Here is a 16,166-nt window from a genome sequence, read left to right as displayed (position 1 = left end):
ATCATGCATAATCTCGCCTCGATAATCGATAACACAGAAGCTTATGCCAAAGATAACAGGCTAAACAACCTAAGAACAAAGATAGAAATACCCCGTACCAACCTAAATATCTCATTAACTGGAAACTTAAACCAACTATTCCTTGATTAAATAGTGCTGTGAACAAAAAAACGAATACCATTAACCCAATCATCGTAAAAAACGAGAACACATATAGCATTTTTCCGCTTGTTCCATACTCTATAAATGGTGTTACACCACTTAAAGTTAAGGCAAATCCAAACCATATCAAAGCAAACATGATAAAATCTTTTACATTGTAAATTTCTAAAAATGAAGTTGGTAAAAACATAAATATAGAAAAATAATATAATACGGACATGCTGACTAAAGTAAGTAACATAAAGATCATTCTACTTCTTGCTATAACATTAATAGGTATTGCAAAAGAGCGATAAAACCTAATTTTTTTACTGTATGGGTCCGTCTTAATTGTTTGAAAAGATGTGTAAGGCCCCGACATAAATAACGCTGATAAGGACGGAGTTCCCCCAATAAAAATAATATCTAGAAGAAAACTCGACCTCCACCCTTCAACAAAAAAAATATCCAAGAGCCTAGCAGTTAAATAGCCAAAAAACAAAACAAATAAACTTGTTAGAAGAAAAGCTGGCCAATTGTACTTAACTTCTTTTTTTACAAACCAGAATGTATCTGCCCACATTCAGTTAACCTCCTTTAGTTTTGAAAAAGGTCTTTGATAAACCCATTACCTTCCACATGCATAAAGTCGAAGCCGAAAAATGCTAACAAAGCTAACATCATACACCACACCCCCAAACTTACTGTCATCCAAACAGCTGTTGCCTTTTTGGTTCCGCCAAAAGTAACACCCATTAATGCTGTGAGATGACTTCCAACAAAGAGTGGCCCGATGATAGCGAGCCCTGGTAACCCATATTTCTTCCAAATTTTACGAGCTCTTATGGATCGCTTGTTTTCTTTTTCCTGTTCATCTTTTTTACTTTTTCTCCATTTTTTAATGTAATCAATGAACACAATTACAAGATATACGGTTAGTAAATTCCCAACCATTCCTAAAATAATAACTGGCACTGGCGAAAGCCCACCTACAATTGCAACCGGAACAATGGCGATTGCCTCAAAAAAGGGGATCGCCGATAATACAAATACCAGAAAATAAGCCCAAATTAAACTGTTATCCATAATACAACCTCTTTTCACTGTTATAGTGTATATATCAATATACACACAATAACACACAAAAGATAAAATCTAAACCCTTTTTTTGTAAAAAAGATAATTGGGCAAATGTCCAAAAAAAAAGATGTAACATCTCCTCATCTGGAAGATGTTACACCTTCTTCTATATAACTAGGCACCGATTCACTTCTACCATAAACAACGGCAGTCATAGATGCCAAGAATGATAGAATTAATAAGACTGATAATACTCGTTTCATTTTCAATTCCCTTCTGAATTCAATCGTCTAACAAATACTGCGGTTCCAAGAGCTGGAGACGTACCTATTAATTCACCCTCAGAGATCCAAACATGTACATGATCTCCTTCTGCGAAATCTTTTAATCCAAGTCTAACATGACTTTCACTTATTAATATGGCTTCACGTATATCAACATAGGCTTTTCCATCTATTAATAGCCAGTGCTCTTCTATATTTATCACTTCTCCTATTAAATCCGGCTTACCTACTGGACTACCATTCATATGCACAGGTTTAGCTTGGAAATACGGAAGGATAAACGAAAGCATGGATCCAAGTGTCAATGTAAGTACCATTTTATTCTTCACCTTCTTCCTTTATTACACATAAAACGATTAAAGATTTCAAATCGTTTCAGATATGTAATGAAAAAGGAGAAGAAATTTTGCATTAACGACATTCCGGATGCTTTACAAACAACAATATAATATATTTCAATTCATTGATTTGGTTATCAAAAAACTACAAATTATCGTAAAAGAGGCTGCTATGAAAGAATATACTCTCCCATGCAACCTCTTCTCTAATGAAGATGTATGTTATTCAAGTCAAATTTATTTTCGTTCACGTAATTTTGCACGAGAACCGCTTCATCATCACTTAGTTCCTCAAGTTGTGCGTTACAAACAATCGCAGGTCCATAAATGGCCTTGACTTGGTTATTTTTAACCTGCAACCCTTCTTCATAACATACAAAGTCGTAACTTTTACCAGCTAGAATACAACTGACTACAACCATGTCTCCATTGAAGTAATCTTGTACGCTTGCTTCTATTGCTGTCACATGACACTCTTCTTTTGGAAGTATTTCTACAACACGCATTCTCATTCACTCCAACTACATAGTGAATGTTATTATTAACAAATGTTGGATTAGTTATACTTCAAACTAGAATTGATACAAACGGCGATATTTCTCTGTTAAATAATTGACCAAAGGCTTAGAATCAATCCCTCCACCAGTAATATCTTTGATAATTTCAGCAGGTTGCTTCATTTTTCCGTGTTGGTGAACTTTACTAGTTAACCATTCTCTAATTGGTGCATAGTCACCTTTTCTAACTAATTCATCAAAATTCGGTAGATCTTTTACCATTGCTTCTTTTATTTGAGCTGAATAAATATATCCAAGAGCATAGGAAGGGAAATAACCAAAAGCACCAAACGACCAGTGAACGTCTTGTAAGACACCTTCGCCATCATGAGAAGGACGTACCCCTAGATATTCTTCCATTTTATCATTCCAAATTTGCGGTAGTTCCGCAACTGTAATTTTGTCTTCCATTAATGCCTTTTCAAGTTCATAACGTAAGATGATATGAAGGCAATATGTTAGTTCATCACTTTCAATGCGAATTAAAGATTGTTTTGCTTGGTTTACAGCAAAATAAAAATCTTCAAGCGATACATCGTCAAACTGACCTGATGAATGTTTCTTCAGTACATCATAATTCCGCTCCCAAAATCCATAGTTTTTCCCAACGAACTTTTCCCAAAATAAAGATTGAGATTCGTGAATTCCCATTGAAGTACCATCAGCAAGAGGTGTTCCAATTAATTCTTGCGCTATATTTTGTTCGTACAAAGCATGGCCACCTTCATGAATCGTTCCAAATAGGGCAACACGGAAATCGTCTTCATTGTATTTTGTTGTTACACGAACATCATTTGGATTGATACCGATTGCAAATGGATGAACGGTCTCATCTAATCTTCCTGCATCAAAATCATAACCAATTTCTTTTAAGATATCTAAGCTTAGTGCTTCTTGGTTTGCGCGTGGAAATTTCTTAAATAAGAAATCTGTTTTAGGTTGATGCGAAGATTCCATTACGCCTTTAACAAGTGGGATTAATTGATCACGCAGTTCTCCAAATACTTTATCAATCGTATCGACAAAGACACCAGGCTCATAATCATCTAACAATGTGTTATAAGGGTGTTTTTCGTAACCCCAATATCCGACAAAACGCTTTTTAAATTCAACCAATTTTTCTAAGTTAGGTCGAAACAATTCGAAATCAGCTTTGTCTTTTGCTTCTTCCCATAATGATTCTGATTGAGATTGCAACATCACATATTCTTTGTATTCTTCTTTTGGAATTTTCACATTGCGCTGATAAGATTTATAACACTCATCTACCGATTTCCGTGTAATTTCAGAAAGCTGGTTGTAAACAGTCTTTTCTCTTAACTCAGCTAAATAACTTCCCATTTGCTCAGAAGTAGATAAGGCAAATACCTCCGATGATAATGTTCCAATTACTTCGGACCGTTGAACAATTCCTTTTTTAGGAGCCCCTGTTCTTGAATCCCACGCTAAAACAGCTAATGCTTGACCATAATCCTCTATTTTTTTTATGTATTGTCTAAATTCTGTTTCTAGCTTTTGAATATCTGTCATCTAAACCATCCTTTTTTTATTTTAATAAAAAATATATTGCCTTTATTATTTCGACGACCGAATTGTTATTCCTTCTTTGTTTTTAACTTTCTAGAAAAATGTCGAATCATGTGTTATTGTCTACCATAGGGGGTAAGGATATGAATTTTATAATTTCTGATGAGGCAGTTGCTTTATATAAGAAAGAAATTCCTTTAATAAAAGGGGATTCCGTTCGACTTTATGTACGTGTTGGAGGAATTGGTTCCGGTGGTTTTTCAGTAGGGATCATAAAAGATCAGCCTCCAGAGCATGCTTTTATACTTGAAAAACAAGGTATTACCTTTTTCGTAACAGAAGATGATTTTTGGTATTTAGATGGCATGTCCATCACATATGATGAAGACAGTGGTTACCTAGATTTTGCAAATCCTAAGTTTTCACAACTTGATCATCCTGAAAGCTAGAAAAAAAAGAGGCTGGGACATAAGAGTTTTAATAGCGAGAATTCCGAACGAAACACAGCGTAGCAATCACTCCGGAAATACACTTCGCTTTCCGCGGGTGGCTGGTGACCGTCCTCGTGCATTTGCACTGCGCGGGCTCACCCTTGCCTTTTTGACCCGCAGGAGTCTACGTATATTTCCTCCGCTAATGGTTCTACATCGTTCGTACGCTCATTTAACCTCTTTAGTTCCCAGCCTTTTTTACTTTTATTTTTTTGCTTCCTTTAATTGATGATCTGCTTTAGCAATTAGCTCATGAGACATTTCGAAGAATGCTTCGTCAACACCAGTTTGATGTGCCATTGCTTTGTTAAGCTGAGCTTTTGCATCGTTAAGCGCGTTAGTAGCCGCTTCCAGCTGCTCCTCATCCATCGTTCTAGTTGCTTGTCCAACCATGTGCTCTGCTGAGAGTACTGACATCTCAACTTGTTTTACATCGTTAAAGCCTGATGGATTTGTCATAATTATCTCCTCCTTTTTGCAATTACCAACTTCAAGTTAAGGTTGTCCATCCTATAAAAAAACATACTATCTCTTCCTTTGTTGAAACTTCTAAAAAAAAAAATTAAAAACATCTGCATAATTCAGTTTCAGCAGGACAATATAATAACCGAGGGGCAAGCAATTGCTTCTCACACACCATAACAAGAAACAATACGATTAACGATTGATCACTTTGAATGAGGTGGTTGGGTTGAACAGGATCCATGATTTTCAAAAATGTTCTTAGTAGCATCATGAAAAGAGGGGTGTCTGTGAAAGACAATAATCGTTACGGCCGCAGAGAGTAATTCGAATAGTCATTAAGTTCTATCGATTTTTATCAACTCTAATGAGGTGGTAGCAATGCGCAGGTTCCAGAATTTCTAACGTGTTCTATGTAGCATATAAGAAATGAGGGGTGTCTGTGAAAGAGCATAATCGATACGACCGCAGATTGTTCTAATGCTTGAAGAAACGATGTATCTCTTAATGAGGTGATTGCATTGTACAGAGTCCGAGAATTTCAACCATGTTCCTAGAGCATCAAGAAATTGGAGGGGTGTCTGTGGAAGACAATAATCGTTACGGCCGCAGAGTGTTTGAGTTCTTGTAGGTGAATGAAGGGGATGACCACGTTTACGTTGGTCATCCCTTTTTGTATTGTAAATCAAGGTGATCATAATAAAAAAAGAAGACCACTTTATGTGTGATCTTCTACTCAAACCAAATCTAATTCAAGCATCATAATTCATGTTACAATCTGGGTTGTAACGATCTCTCTCTGTCAGAACAGTCTATACATGCTTGTAGTAAAACATGTGTAAATCTGTCTCTGTAGATCCTTTTACCTAAAGGTAAACTCAATCGTTGTTTTTCCTGTTGTATATGTGAACATCAACTTGATGGGATATGGTTCAAGAGGCAAACAAATATGTCGACCTCGTTTTATAGAATGTGTTTTTCCTTTAAATTTATGCCGTACGCCTTATAGTAAAATACGGTAATTGAAATTTAATCTCTTGGAGGTCTTGGTCCAAAAAATTGATAATAATCAACTTTAATATTACCATTATATAATTTACGTTTCTTTGTTGCTTTCTTTCCGTACAGCTCCTCAAAACCTTCATGCGATGTTAACATATAAACAGACCAAGTTTCCAAATGTTTTTGAAAACTTCTGCCCATCTCTGTATACATTTGCTCTACTTCAGTACGTTCTCCTAATCGTTCACCATAAGGTGGATTTCCAACTAAGATACCATACTCACCTCGGTGCCTTAAATCGGTAACTTGCATTTGCTTCCATTTAATCAAATCACCAAACCCAGCTTCCATCGCGTTATTACTCGCTAATTCTACACTACGATGATCAATGTCTGTCCCAAGAATATCTAAAGGTTGATCATAATTCGCTTTGTCTTCAACTTCTTGACGCGCTGTATCCCAAGTTTCCTTCCCTATCCAATGCCAATCTTCCGAAACAAAATCTCGATTAAAACCTGGAGCCAAATTTTGTCCAATCATCGCTGCTTCAATTGGGATTGTACCCGAACCTGTAAAAGGGTCAACAAATGGACGATCAGCCTTCCATGGTGTAAGCATAATCATGGCCGCAGCTAATGTCTCTTTAAGGGGGGCCTGATTGTGTAAGTAACGGTATCCACGTTTATGTAAACCTTGTCCACTTGTATCAATGGTTAATGTAGCTACATCTTTATGAAGGGCTACTTCAATTCGATAAAATGGACCATCTTCATCAAACCATCCTTGTTTATAACGCTTTTTTAAACTTTCAACAACGGCCTTTTTCACAATCGCTTGGCAATCTGAGACACTAAATAACTTTGACTTAACCGACTTCCCAATAACCGGAAACTCTGCATCAACAGGAATGATATCTGCCCAAGGCAAAGCCTTTGTTTTCTCAAATAACTCATCAAATGTAAAAGCTTTAAACTCTCCTACAACTAATTTGACACGGTCTGCTGTCCGAAGCCAAAGGTTGGCTCTCGGAATAGCAGTAACATCAGCTGTAAAAGTAACCTTTCCATTTTCTACTTGTACATCGTCATACCCTAAATCTTTTACTTCACGAGCAACTAGCGCCTCAAGCCCCATCGTTGCTGTTGCAATTAATGTCACTTTTTCCATTATGTACTCCTTCAACATCTTATTACTTTCATTATACGTATTCCATATAGTGAAAACAAATGAACTTAGCATTTTTATTGTTTTGACTTTGAATACCGCTTCAAGCTTGAGACACTTTAAATGCTTTAACTGACTAGTGTCCTCTCCCTCTAGTAGCTTCAGTGGAAATTGCTTTGATTGCTATCTTGTTGTAACAATCGTTTATTTCGCTCTTCTCCAAATATGTAACAACAATAAAAAAAACCTCTGTTTAAAGAGGTTTAATTTTATCTTTAGCATCCATTAAACATTCGATAAGCCATGTTCTGTTCCTTTGTACTGCAAACGGTGATGAACCTCGTACTCCGGTGGTAACCATCTATCTACAAGGTTTCCCTTGTTCTTCTTAATCGTTCATTTCCATATAAGAAGATGCCCCTACCATATTTTGGGTTTCTCGCTCGTGGGGTTTACCTCGTTCCACTCCACTTGTTTCCAAATGGACTCCGTCACTGTGGCACTTTCAAAGGTATCACACCATATCCATAGACTTAGGTGCTTCCCTTGCCGTTAGACCAGTCGAAACCAGACTACCCTAGCTTATGAATTGGCTAGGCACGAACACTACGAGCATCTCAGCTCGTGCGAGCATGGACTTTCCTCTACACGTAAACGTGCAGCGGTTACCTGAATGTTTAACGTTGTCAAACGACAAATAATAGTATACCTTGAATAGCTGAAGCTTTCAACATGTATTTATTTTCTCTTTTTTCTAATGGCCTGTCTTGCAAGCGCGTCGGCTTGCTTGTTTTGGTTACTTGGTATCCATTTCATAAAAAAGAGATCGAAATGGTCAATTTTCTCAATAGCTTGATTTAAATATAATTGATATTTTTTATTTTTGACATAGCGTTTTTCAATTGCGTCATCAATTAATTTTGAATCGGTTCGAAATGAAACCATTTTTAACCCTTGCTTTAAACATAGGTCTAACGCTAATAGTAACGCTTCATACTCCGCTTCATGATTAGACATTATTTCAAGTGGAATAGAATGACTCTCTACCTGTCCATTTCTGAAATTGATATACACACCTGCACCCGATGGACCAGGATCTCCTGCACTAGCTCCATCAATATAAACATCAACTAGCATTTAAATTCTCCTACTCGTACAATTTGCTACCAAATACCTTTTTCTCCAAATTAGACAATCTTTGAAGAATATCATAGTTTGTACTCCCAACAGTTTGAGCTGGCGATTGACGCTGACTTCTTTCTGAGAGTTTTTTAACTTCACGTTTTAAAGCGGCGTTTTCTTGTTCTAAATGCTCAACCTTTCTTTGGAAGAGTTCGTAATCTTGTATGATAGAATCTAAAAATTTATCTACTTCGTCTGGATTATATCCCCGCATACTCGTTTTAAAATCTTTCTCCAAAATCTCCTTAGCAGTAAATCGGATACTTTGCTGTTGGTTCATTCCCATCACCTCTTAATATGTACGGCTTCTCTTCTATTTTTCCAAAGAATTACGATCTTGTCAATTTGATTTAATGTTATTTACCCTTCAAATGCTTCGTATTGCTCTTCCTGTACTAATATATCAAGATCAGCAGGAGTTATGATTAAAATCGGAAAATCTTCTTTTAATTGCCTTTTTTGAGCTATTTCTAAATAATAAGTTGGGGATCCAGGCTTTTCTTCATCATAAAGTAACAACAGACCATCTGCCTTTGAAATAAGAAATTCGTTTTTCTGCTTTAACTGCGCAGGATTGTCATAAGGTCTGCGAGTGATGCTATCTTGAAAATCTGCCTGTTGAATAATCTCCTGATAATAGGTTTTTGTTGCTTCTTGCCATCTTTCTTCTTGCTGTAAAAATGGAGTTAATACGGCTAGTTGAAGTTGTGGAAATTCTCGCTTTAATTGCAATACTACTTCTGCAGACCATAACTCTACACCTAGCTGACCGCTAATAATGACCCACTCTAATCCTTCCTCAATTAAAAGTCTTAGTCTTTGTTCAATTGCTTTTTTAATAAAATAAATTCCTTTATGCTTTTGATCAAATATCCCGAGCTCATGACCTTTATATCCTGATACAACAATCGTCTTCATGTACATCCTCCTCCATAAAGAAAGCTATTTTCTCATATTTTGGTGTTTTTGTTGTTAGCTTGGGGGAGAAATGGTGGGTTCGTTCCATTCTACTACAGTCATACAGTGGAAGACACCCTTTCAAAAGCAACAATCGGTAAGAAAACAACCTAAAAGAAAGAGCGAACTGGACTCACAGTTCGCTCTTCTTTAGTGTAGTACTAACGCTTGCAGCCACAGCCTTTGCCATGCATATGTGGAGCCATTGCGCCTGCTACTTGTGGACCGCCAAATCCTGGACCGAATCCTGGAGACATTGCACCTGCCACCTGTGGACCGCCAAATCCTGGACCGAATCCTGGAGACATTGCACCTGCTACTTGTGGACCACCAAATCCTGGGCCTGCCGGAGACATTGCACCTGCTACTTGTGGAGCAGGACCTGCCATTTGTTGATGAAATACTTGTTGACCAGCTGATTGAGTGTGCGGGAAACTTGCTACATGCTTATAAACATGGTTCGTTTGGTGATGAGTATGAGACGGGAATACATGCGGAACAATATACTCACACGTTTTTTCTACCACATTTTGTTGAGTTGGAGCAACTTGTGCTGGCATCACTTGAGAAGTTGTTGGAAGCTTACAGAAATTAGGTCTTGGTTTGCAAAACATAAGTTAATTCCTCCTTTAATAGTTGAGTCATTAATAACCTATGTATCATTGAAACCAGACGTACTAGTCAAATGACCTAATTCAGCGCCTAATCCATATATGATCAACAGTAATCAGTTGTTAAATAAATAACAGTGCCGATTCACGCATTTCACTCATAATAAACACAGTCAGCCCTATCATGACAAAAAATAAAACTAAAATAGCACGATACATTTCGTTCACTTCTTTCTATAAAAAGAATATCGAACATATTGTAATCGTTTCTACACATAATGACAATTCCTTTTTGAAATATTACATAAACTTACAAGTATAAGAAATGAATTTGTTGATTTTTGTCCAAGTATCGGTTTTCTTGCGCTTGCCCAGGAAATGGAGTGATTATTTTCTAGTTGTTTTCAGAATTATGAAAAAAACCACTTTAATTTGATTTTTTTTGTAAACGAGTTTTTCTTTTATCAAGTTCTGTTAATAATTTTATCTGCTTTGATTTTGTCTGAGAAGAGAAAAATTTTTCATCTGATAACGCCTTATCTGTATAATATAAAGCTTTATCATAGTCTTTCAATTGATGCTCATAGATTTTAGAAGTCTCAATAGCAGCATGATAAGTCCATGATTGTGTACCAACTAGCTTTAAGAAACCATTAAGTGCTGTTTCAATTCCCCCTATTTGTTTCATTCCTAAAGAATATTGGTATAAACTAGCTTCTTGTTCAAAACTACCGATCCCCATTATTTGTTCATAAAGTCGATACGCTATTTCTTTCTCCCCTATCGCTTCATACCATCTTGCAATCTCATATTGTTCACGAGGTAAGAATACATTCGTTTCACATTCAAGTATGAGGTTTGAAAGATGTGTATATAAAGTCATTAATGAGAGAACGTCCCACTCATGGTGTTGAAAAATGCCTTTCACAAATTCAGGATCTTGTTCTTGTAAAAAATCAAAATACAGCATAGGTGCCATATGACTCGGTGTATCTTCTATTCGTTCGAATTGCAAGATTTCTTTTTCGACTACTGAAAGCTTACAAGTTGGCAGAACATTTTTCCAAAGCCTTCTTGAAGCATGAAGCAAATCAAAATGACCAAAGGAAGGCAGTTTAGGTACTTGATCACGAACAAAGGTATGACGTGTTTTTACTTGAGGCCAATCAAAAGCCTTTCCGTTATAAGTAACCAGATTGCCAAGTGACCCTACATCTGTTAAAAAATGATGGTAAAGAGCCACCTCTGATTCAGGCCCTGGTAAAAAATATTGTTTTACTTGTACAGACTCATTCTTAATCTGACAAAACCCTAACATGAAAATTGTATTTCCAGCCCCACTACTTAAACCGGTTGTTTCTGTATCAAAGAAAAGTAAATCTCCCACCGACCGTCCTTTAGCTGATAAAGGGTGATTCACCTTATGCTCTTGCCAACGGTCAATTATTGATTGAAGCTCTGAGAAAAAGTAGCGACCGTGCTTATGATTTAACGAATATTCCTTTTCACGGATTAGTGTATAACTGTCATCAAACCAAAATGGCTTTGCTTGAAACTGCCCCCATTCTTTTTCGAACGGTACTTCTGATAGAGGCTTCTCTTCCTTATGTCGCTCGTTTAATTCGAGCTGTTTGGGTTGTTCTTTTATAGCTAAGTGTTGTTTCATTCTAGCAAGTTTGTTTTTCATGCTCATGATAAAAGACCTTCTTTACTCTCTTTTAATAGCCGTATAAATCTTTTGACTAATGTTTTTGTCCTTGTTTCTGAAACACCAACACAAGCTGGACAACCTTGTTCACAAGGGCAAGCGGAGATCAGATTTTCAACTTGATCTAAGATATACGGTAGATGCTTATACACTTCTTTCGCTAATCCAATGCCACCCGGATAACGATCATAGAGGAAAATGGTTGGGAGCTCTGAATGCTCCGCTTTCATCTGTGGTATGACATGAAGGTCATGACGGTCACACATAACAAATATTGGCGCAACTTGCTGTAATAGTTGAGCTAATCCTGTTAAAGCTTGATCAAAAGCCCCTCCATCAAAACGATTTGTAAGCTCTTCAGAAAAGCTGATCCACATCGCATTTGTGTGCAACTCTTCTTCCGGAAGGTGAATCGGACCCGATCCAATGTTTTCAAACGTAGATAGTCGAATTTTTTTAAAGATAGTTGCTTTAGCATTAACCATTACGTCACCAAAACTAATTGCAACCTCTTGTTCCTCTTTCCGGTTATCTTCTTCTAAAACACGCAGTTGAACAGCCAAATTCGCATCCGTAAAATATTCAACATCAACTTGCCGGACGAATGCTTTTTTCTCTTCCCAATCAAGATATTCAACTTGATATTGAACGCCTTGGTGTAAATAAATAGCTTCGTCATGAAGAAGTGTCATGGCGCTAAAACGATCCATTTCTCCAATAACTGTTTTGTTTGCAACATCACTTTGATCAATAATGATTACATTTTCCTGTGAAGCGGAACGTAAACTAATTCCGTGAGCTGGAAAAGCGTCGTTCATCCAATACCATTTATTTGCTCGCTCATGTAACACTTGTTCTTCTGTTAAAAATTCAAGTATTTCTTCTATTTCCACGCCTTCAAACGTCTCATTTCGTTTAAAGGGAAGCTCATATGCAGCACATTTCAAATGATCAACTAAGATTACGAGATTATCAGGGTTAATTCGAGCTGATTCTGGCGTTTTCTCAAAGAAATATTCTGGGTGCAAAACGATGTACTGATCAATAGGAGTTGACCCCGCAACCATGATGATAACTGATTCATTTTGTCTCCGTCCCGCTCTTCCCGCCTGCTGCCATGCACTCGCAATGGAACCTGGATAACCTGTCATAACGCAAACCTGTAGTTGTCCAATATCGACACCTAGTTCTAGTGCGTTCGTACTCACTACTCCAATAATTTCACCCTTCCGTAACCCTCTTTCAATTTCACGGCGTTGTTTCGGAAGATATCCACCACGATATCCACGGATTGTTTCTGGACCTAAGTACTTCTTCGTTAGTTCTTGAAGGTGGCTTAAGATAATCTCTACTCGAACTCGACTTTTCGCAAAAACAATCGTCTGAATTTTATTTTTAAGAAATAACTTCGCTAGTTGGTTAACTTCAACTGTTGCACTTTGACGAATATTTAATGCTTGATTCAAGATAGGTGGATTATAAAACAAAAAGTGTTTTTTCCCACGTGGTGCACCATTCTGATCAATTAGACGCATGTTATTACCTGTTAATTCTTCTGCTAATTCTTTTGGATTTGCAATTGTCGCTGAAGTACAAATGAACACAGGGTTACTACCGTAATAGCGCGCTATCCTTTTAAGACGTCTTATTACATTTGCAACGTGACTTCCAAAAACGCCACGATAAGTATGAAGCTCGTCAATCACAACATATTTAAGATTTTCAAAAAAAGCTACCCATTTCGTATGATGTGGCAAAATTGCTGAATGGAGCATGTCTGGGTTTGTTATCACAACATGTCCTGCTTTCCGTACAGCTTGTCTAATATTTGGAGCCGTATCACCATCATAAGTAAAACATTTTACGTCGATTCCCATTTCGTCAATGATTTCATTAAGCTCGCTTTTTTGATCTTGAGCAAGTGCTTTTGTTGGAAATAAGTATAAAGCTCTACTTTCTTCATTTCCTACTATTTCCTGTAGAACAGGTAAGTTATAACAAAGGGTTTTCCCTGAAGCTGTTGGAGTAACAGCAACAACATTTTCGGCTTTCCTAGTGTAATGAAAGGCTTCTGCCTGATGTGAATATAATGATCCTATCCCTCTTCGCCTCATAGCTTGTTCAATTCGTTTGTCTATCTCAGTTGGAAATGGTGCCGTCTTCGCCTCTACAGCAGGTAGTTCATGCCAATGGACGATTCTCTCTTTCCAATCTGGGTTTGTTTTTAAGTCCTCTAAAATCTCTTGCAAATTTTTTTTAAACATCCGCTCCACCTCAGTTTCTATTACTTTCATTTTAGCGAATGTTTGTTTGTTTTTCTATACTCTAAATTGTTTTTCTTTTTGAAAGAAATTCCATTACACAAATTAATAATAACCAAAAGCATGTACGGATTACCGTACAAATTAGATAAATGAATTGAAAGTTGTTGGAATAAGCATATCTTAAATCAAGATTTGACAGTATAATGAAAATAGATACAATCCATCTAATGTGAGGTTGCTTAAATGAAACCAGATTTTTTTCAGAAACTAATAGATCATTCTCCGGATATCATCTTAATTTTAAATGGTGAGGGAGAATACCATTATATTAATGAGACAACAGAACTCATACTTGGGTGTGATAAAGAAGAATGGCTTGGTAGGCACTTTTCTGAAAGCCCTTTTATGACTGAGGAGTCTCGTCATTTTTGTTTACACGCATTCCCTGATATTGTTGCAGGAAAAAGGTTAAAAGATTTTACTGTGACAGCTATAACCAGTGAACAGGAACAAATTCCATTTAAAGTAAATGTTCATGTGATTGACACTCTAGATTCTTTGTTCTTATTTATTGTTTTAGAAGATGTGACAAGGGAATTAGAGCTCCGGAAAGAAAAAGAAAGCTTATTAGAACGAAACAACCTTTTAGCTAAAGCCATTGATTATTCTGGTATTGGTGTTCTAATTACGGATATCCGGAAAAAGAATAACCCAATTATGTATGTAAATAAAGGGTTTGAACAAATAACAGGCTACACACAAAGTGAAGTATTAGGAAAAAATTGCAACCTATTACAAGGAAAAGACACATCAGATTTAGAAATCAATAAAATTAAGCAAGCTATTGAACAAGAGAAAAGAATAAACACAGAAATTCTAAAACTACCGAAAAGACCAAACCCCCTTTTGGAATGAGTTGACCATTAATCCAGTCCACTCACATATAGATAATAAAGTCACTCATTTCGTTGGAATTCAAAAAGATGTAACCGAAAAGAAAGCCTTAGACATGGAATTGCAACAAGATTTACAACTAGCAAAAAATCTGCAACAAATGATGTTAAGTAACTCCATAACAGATCATTCCATTTCAATCTCTGGTTTTTACTTACCTTGTCAAAACCTCGGAGGAGATTTTTATAAATGGGAAAAAGTTAATGAAAATCAGTATGCCATTTTCATTATTGATGTGATGGGCCATGGAATTTCTCCATCGCTTCTAACGATGTCGCTTAATGCAGAAATCAAGTCAAGTATTAACCAAGGGATTATCAACCCAGTAGATGTTATGTGTAATTTGAATAATCATATGTTTGATATTATCCCTGAAGAAACTAACATTTTACGCCATTACTTTACTTGTATTTATCTTCTTGTCGATACTAAATTGCGAAAAGTGGATTATATTAATGCTGGTCACCCCACCTTTTATCAAAAAGATGGCAATAATATTCAGGCCTTTGAATCAACAACTACCCCAATAGGGTTACTTCGTTTTTTTGACTGTGAGGCACACAGCTTTTCTTATAATAAAGATTGTGAACTTTTACTTTATACCGATGGATTAACCGATCATCTCCAGAGGGATTTACAGCCTTTAATGGCCGGAGAACAAACGCTTGAACAAATCAAGAAATTTGATTATTCACAGACAAATGATGATATTTGTGTTGTATCTGTTCTATTGAAAGGAATATAGTTACATTATGATAATCCCGATGTTCGCGCATAAATTCCTTGTTTTTAACTGATCATATAAAATGTTTGAGAAGATCAAACACATTTTTTAAAGGGGGAATAGCAATGAACATGTTCGGGTCTAAACGTAAGAAAAAGAACGGAAATGGTTTAATGATGTCAATGGTTGGAATCGGAGTTGGCGCAGCTGCTTATAGCATGATCAGAAACCGTACTAACGGTAATGGCATGAACATGAACAACATGATGGAGCCTATTAAAGACATGATGAATCAAAACCGTAATCAATCTTAATAGGTCTTTGAATGGGGTAACATGCGTTACCTCATTCTCCTTATTTTTCATTCCCCCTTTTTAATTACATAGCAGTATTTTATACACAAACACATATACCCCAAAAAAGAGACGAATTTAAATAAATCCGTCTCTTCTTATTTTATTGTTAAGATTTAGTTATAAATCGTAATCAAGTTCTGTGTTAGGTCTTGCAAACCCTGATCCCCAGTGCTGACCTTGTAAAAATCCACTTCCCCATCCACCTTGGCCTGGTGTTTGTGGAAATCCACTTCCCCATCCGCTTTGGCCTGGTGTTTGTGGGAATCCGCTTCCCCATCCGCTTTGGCCTGGTGTTTGTGGGAATCCGCTTCCCCATCCGCTTTGAGCTGGGGTTTGTGGGAACCCGCTTCCCCATCCGCTTTGG

18 protein-coding genes, 1 other RNA gene and 1 pseudogene are annotated in these 16,166 nt (G+C 36.8%); 4 read left to right on the top strand and 16 right to left on the bottom strand.

Annotated elements, in window-relative coordinates; translation table 11 throughout:
• Position 1: 1 nt before the first annotated feature.
• The 6 genes from JCM9157_RS18865 to JCM9157_RS18845 all read right to left on the bottom strand — a co-directional run bounded on the left by JCM9157_RS18865 (position 2) and on the right by JCM9157_RS18845 (position 3,930).
• Positions 2–724 carry a hypothetical protein gene (locus JCM9157_RS18865; RefSeq protein ID WP_035667201.1) on the bottom strand — a complete coding sequence of 241 codons (723 nt, stop codon included), beginning with the start codon at positions 722–724 and terminating at the stop codon, positions 2–4.
• Between the two features lie 14 nt (positions 725–738).
• Entirely contained in the window at positions 739–1,227 is a 489-nt protein-coding gene (locus JCM9157_RS18860) for a small multi-drug export protein (RefSeq protein ID WP_035667198.1), read from the bottom strand.
• A 134-nt stretch (positions 1,228–1,361) separates the two neighbouring features.
• Positions 1,362–1,484: a hypothetical protein gene (locus tag JCM9157_RS25845; protein ID WP_268870965.1), complete on the bottom strand. Its 123-nt coding sequence runs from the start codon at positions 1,482–1,484 to the stop codon at positions 1,362–1,364.
• A gap of 2 nt (positions 1,485–1,486) precedes the next feature.
• Positions 1,487–1,822, bottom strand: a complete 336-nt coding sequence (locus JCM9157_RS18855; RefSeq protein ID WP_035667196.1) for a hypothetical protein — start codon at positions 1,820–1,822, stop codon at positions 1,487–1,489.
• Between the two features lie 227 nt (positions 1,823–2,049).
• A complete protein-coding gene (locus JCM9157_RS18850; protein ID WP_035667193.1) occupies positions 2,050–2,349 on the bottom strand; it encodes a hypothetical protein in 300 nt (99 codons plus the stop codon).
• Positions 2,350–2,415: 66 nt separating this feature from the next.
• Entirely contained in the window at positions 2,416–3,930 is a 1,515-nt protein-coding gene (locus JCM9157_RS18845; protein WP_035667191.1) for a carboxypeptidase M32, read from the bottom strand.
• A 140-nt stretch (positions 3,931–4,070) separates the two neighbouring features.
• Between JCM9157_RS18845 and JCM9157_RS18840 the strand changes: the two genes are divergently transcribed.
• Positions 4,071–4,376 (top strand): HesB/YadR/YfhF family protein, encoded by a 306-nt coding sequence (locus JCM9157_RS18840; RefSeq protein ID WP_035667189.1) that lies wholly within the window; start codon positions 4,071–4,073, stop codon positions 4,374–4,376.
• Positions 4,377–4,622: 246 nt separating this feature from the next.
• On the opposite strand, the gene JCM9157_RS18835 is transcribed toward JCM9157_RS18840, so the two are convergent.
• From JCM9157_RS18835 to JCM9157_RS18800, 9 genes are all read right to left on the bottom strand, one after another.
• Positions 4,623–4,877, bottom strand: a complete 255-nt coding sequence (locus tag JCM9157_RS18835) for a DUF2564 family protein (RefSeq protein ID WP_035667187.1) — start codon at positions 4,875–4,877, stop codon at positions 4,623–4,625.
• Positions 4,878–5,909: 1,032 nt separating this feature from the next.
• Positions 5,910–7,049, bottom strand: coding sequence for a THUMP domain-containing class I SAM-dependent RNA methyltransferase (locus JCM9157_RS18830; protein ID WP_035667185.1), 1,140 nt, complete (start codon positions 7,047–7,049; stop codon positions 5,910–5,912).
• Between the two features lie 289 nt (positions 7,050–7,338).
• Positions 7,339–7,723, bottom strand: an RNA gene (gene rnpB / locus JCM9157_RS24175) — RNase P RNA component class B.
• A 61-nt stretch (positions 7,724–7,784) separates the two neighbouring features.
• On the bottom strand, positions 7,785–8,183 hold the full coding sequence (locus tag JCM9157_RS18825) for a reverse transcriptase-like protein (protein WP_035667183.1): 399 nt from the start codon (positions 8,181–8,183) through the stop codon (positions 7,785–7,787).
• 10 nt (positions 8,184–8,193) lie between these two features.
• The gene (gpsB, locus tag JCM9157_RS18820) at positions 8,194–8,508 is read right to left on the bottom strand and encodes a cell division regulator GpsB (RefSeq protein WP_035667181.1); all 315 of its coding nucleotides are present in this window, start codon (positions 8,506–8,508) and stop codon (positions 8,194–8,196) included.
• Positions 8,509–8,588: 80 nt separating this feature from the next.
• A complete protein-coding gene (locus JCM9157_RS18815; protein WP_035667178.1) occupies positions 8,589–9,146 on the bottom strand; it encodes an SLOG family protein in 558 nt (185 codons plus the stop codon).
• 200 nt (positions 9,147–9,346) lie between these two features.
• Entirely contained in the window at positions 9,347–9,799 is a 453-nt protein-coding gene (locus JCM9157_RS18810) for a spore coat protein (RefSeq protein WP_035667176.1), read from the bottom strand.
• A 424-nt stretch (positions 9,800–10,223) separates the two neighbouring features.
• Complete coding sequence (locus JCM9157_RS18805; protein WP_035667175.1) at positions 10,224–11,489, bottom strand: ribonuclease H-like domain-containing protein; 1,266 nt, start codon at positions 11,487–11,489, stop codon at positions 10,224–10,226.
• Positions 11,486–13,768 (bottom strand): DEAD/DEAH box helicase, encoded by a 2,283-nt coding sequence (locus JCM9157_RS18800; RefSeq protein WP_035667172.1) that lies wholly within the window; start codon positions 13,766–13,768, stop codon positions 11,486–11,488. Before JCM9157_RS18800 ends, JCM9157_RS18805 begins: the two co-directional genes overlap by 4 nt.
• Positions 13,769–14,011: 243 nt before the next feature.
• On the opposite strand from JCM9157_RS18800, the gene JCM9157_RS23620 reads away from it, so the two are divergent.
• The 3 genes from JCM9157_RS23620 (at position 14,012) to JCM9157_RS18790 (ending at position 15,760) form a co-directional block, all read left to right on the top strand.
• Positions 14,012–14,683 (top strand): PAS domain-containing protein, encoded by a 672-nt coding sequence (locus tag JCM9157_RS23620; RefSeq protein ID WP_052013260.1) that lies wholly within the window; start codon positions 14,012–14,014, stop codon positions 14,681–14,683.
• Between the two features lie 94 nt (positions 14,684–14,777).
• Positions 14,778–15,467 carry a PP2C family protein-serine/threonine phosphatase gene (locus JCM9157_RS23615; protein ID WP_148296916.1) on the top strand — a complete coding sequence of 230 codons (690 nt, stop codon included), beginning with the start codon at positions 14,778–14,780 and terminating at the stop codon, positions 15,465–15,467.
• Between the two features lie 104 nt (positions 15,468–15,571).
• Positions 15,572–15,760, top strand: coding sequence for a hypothetical protein (locus JCM9157_RS18790; RefSeq protein WP_035667169.1), 189 nt, complete (start codon positions 15,572–15,574; stop codon positions 15,758–15,760).
• A 159-nt stretch (positions 15,761–15,919) separates the two neighbouring features.
• Here JCM9157_RS18790 and JCM9157_RS24735 read toward each other — a convergent pair.
• Positions 15,920–16,166, bottom strand: a pseudogene (locus tag JCM9157_RS24735) (hypothetical protein); the annotation flags it as partial.

The sequence above is a fragment of the Halalkalibacter akibai JCM 9157 genome (genome assembly GCF_000513135.1).
Lineage (GTDB): Bacteria > Bacillota > Bacilli > Bacillales > Bacillaceae_D > Halalkalibacter > Halalkalibacter akibai.
Note: the sequence above shows the minus strand (reverse complement) of the source record. Positions and strands in the feature narration are given on the sequence as shown.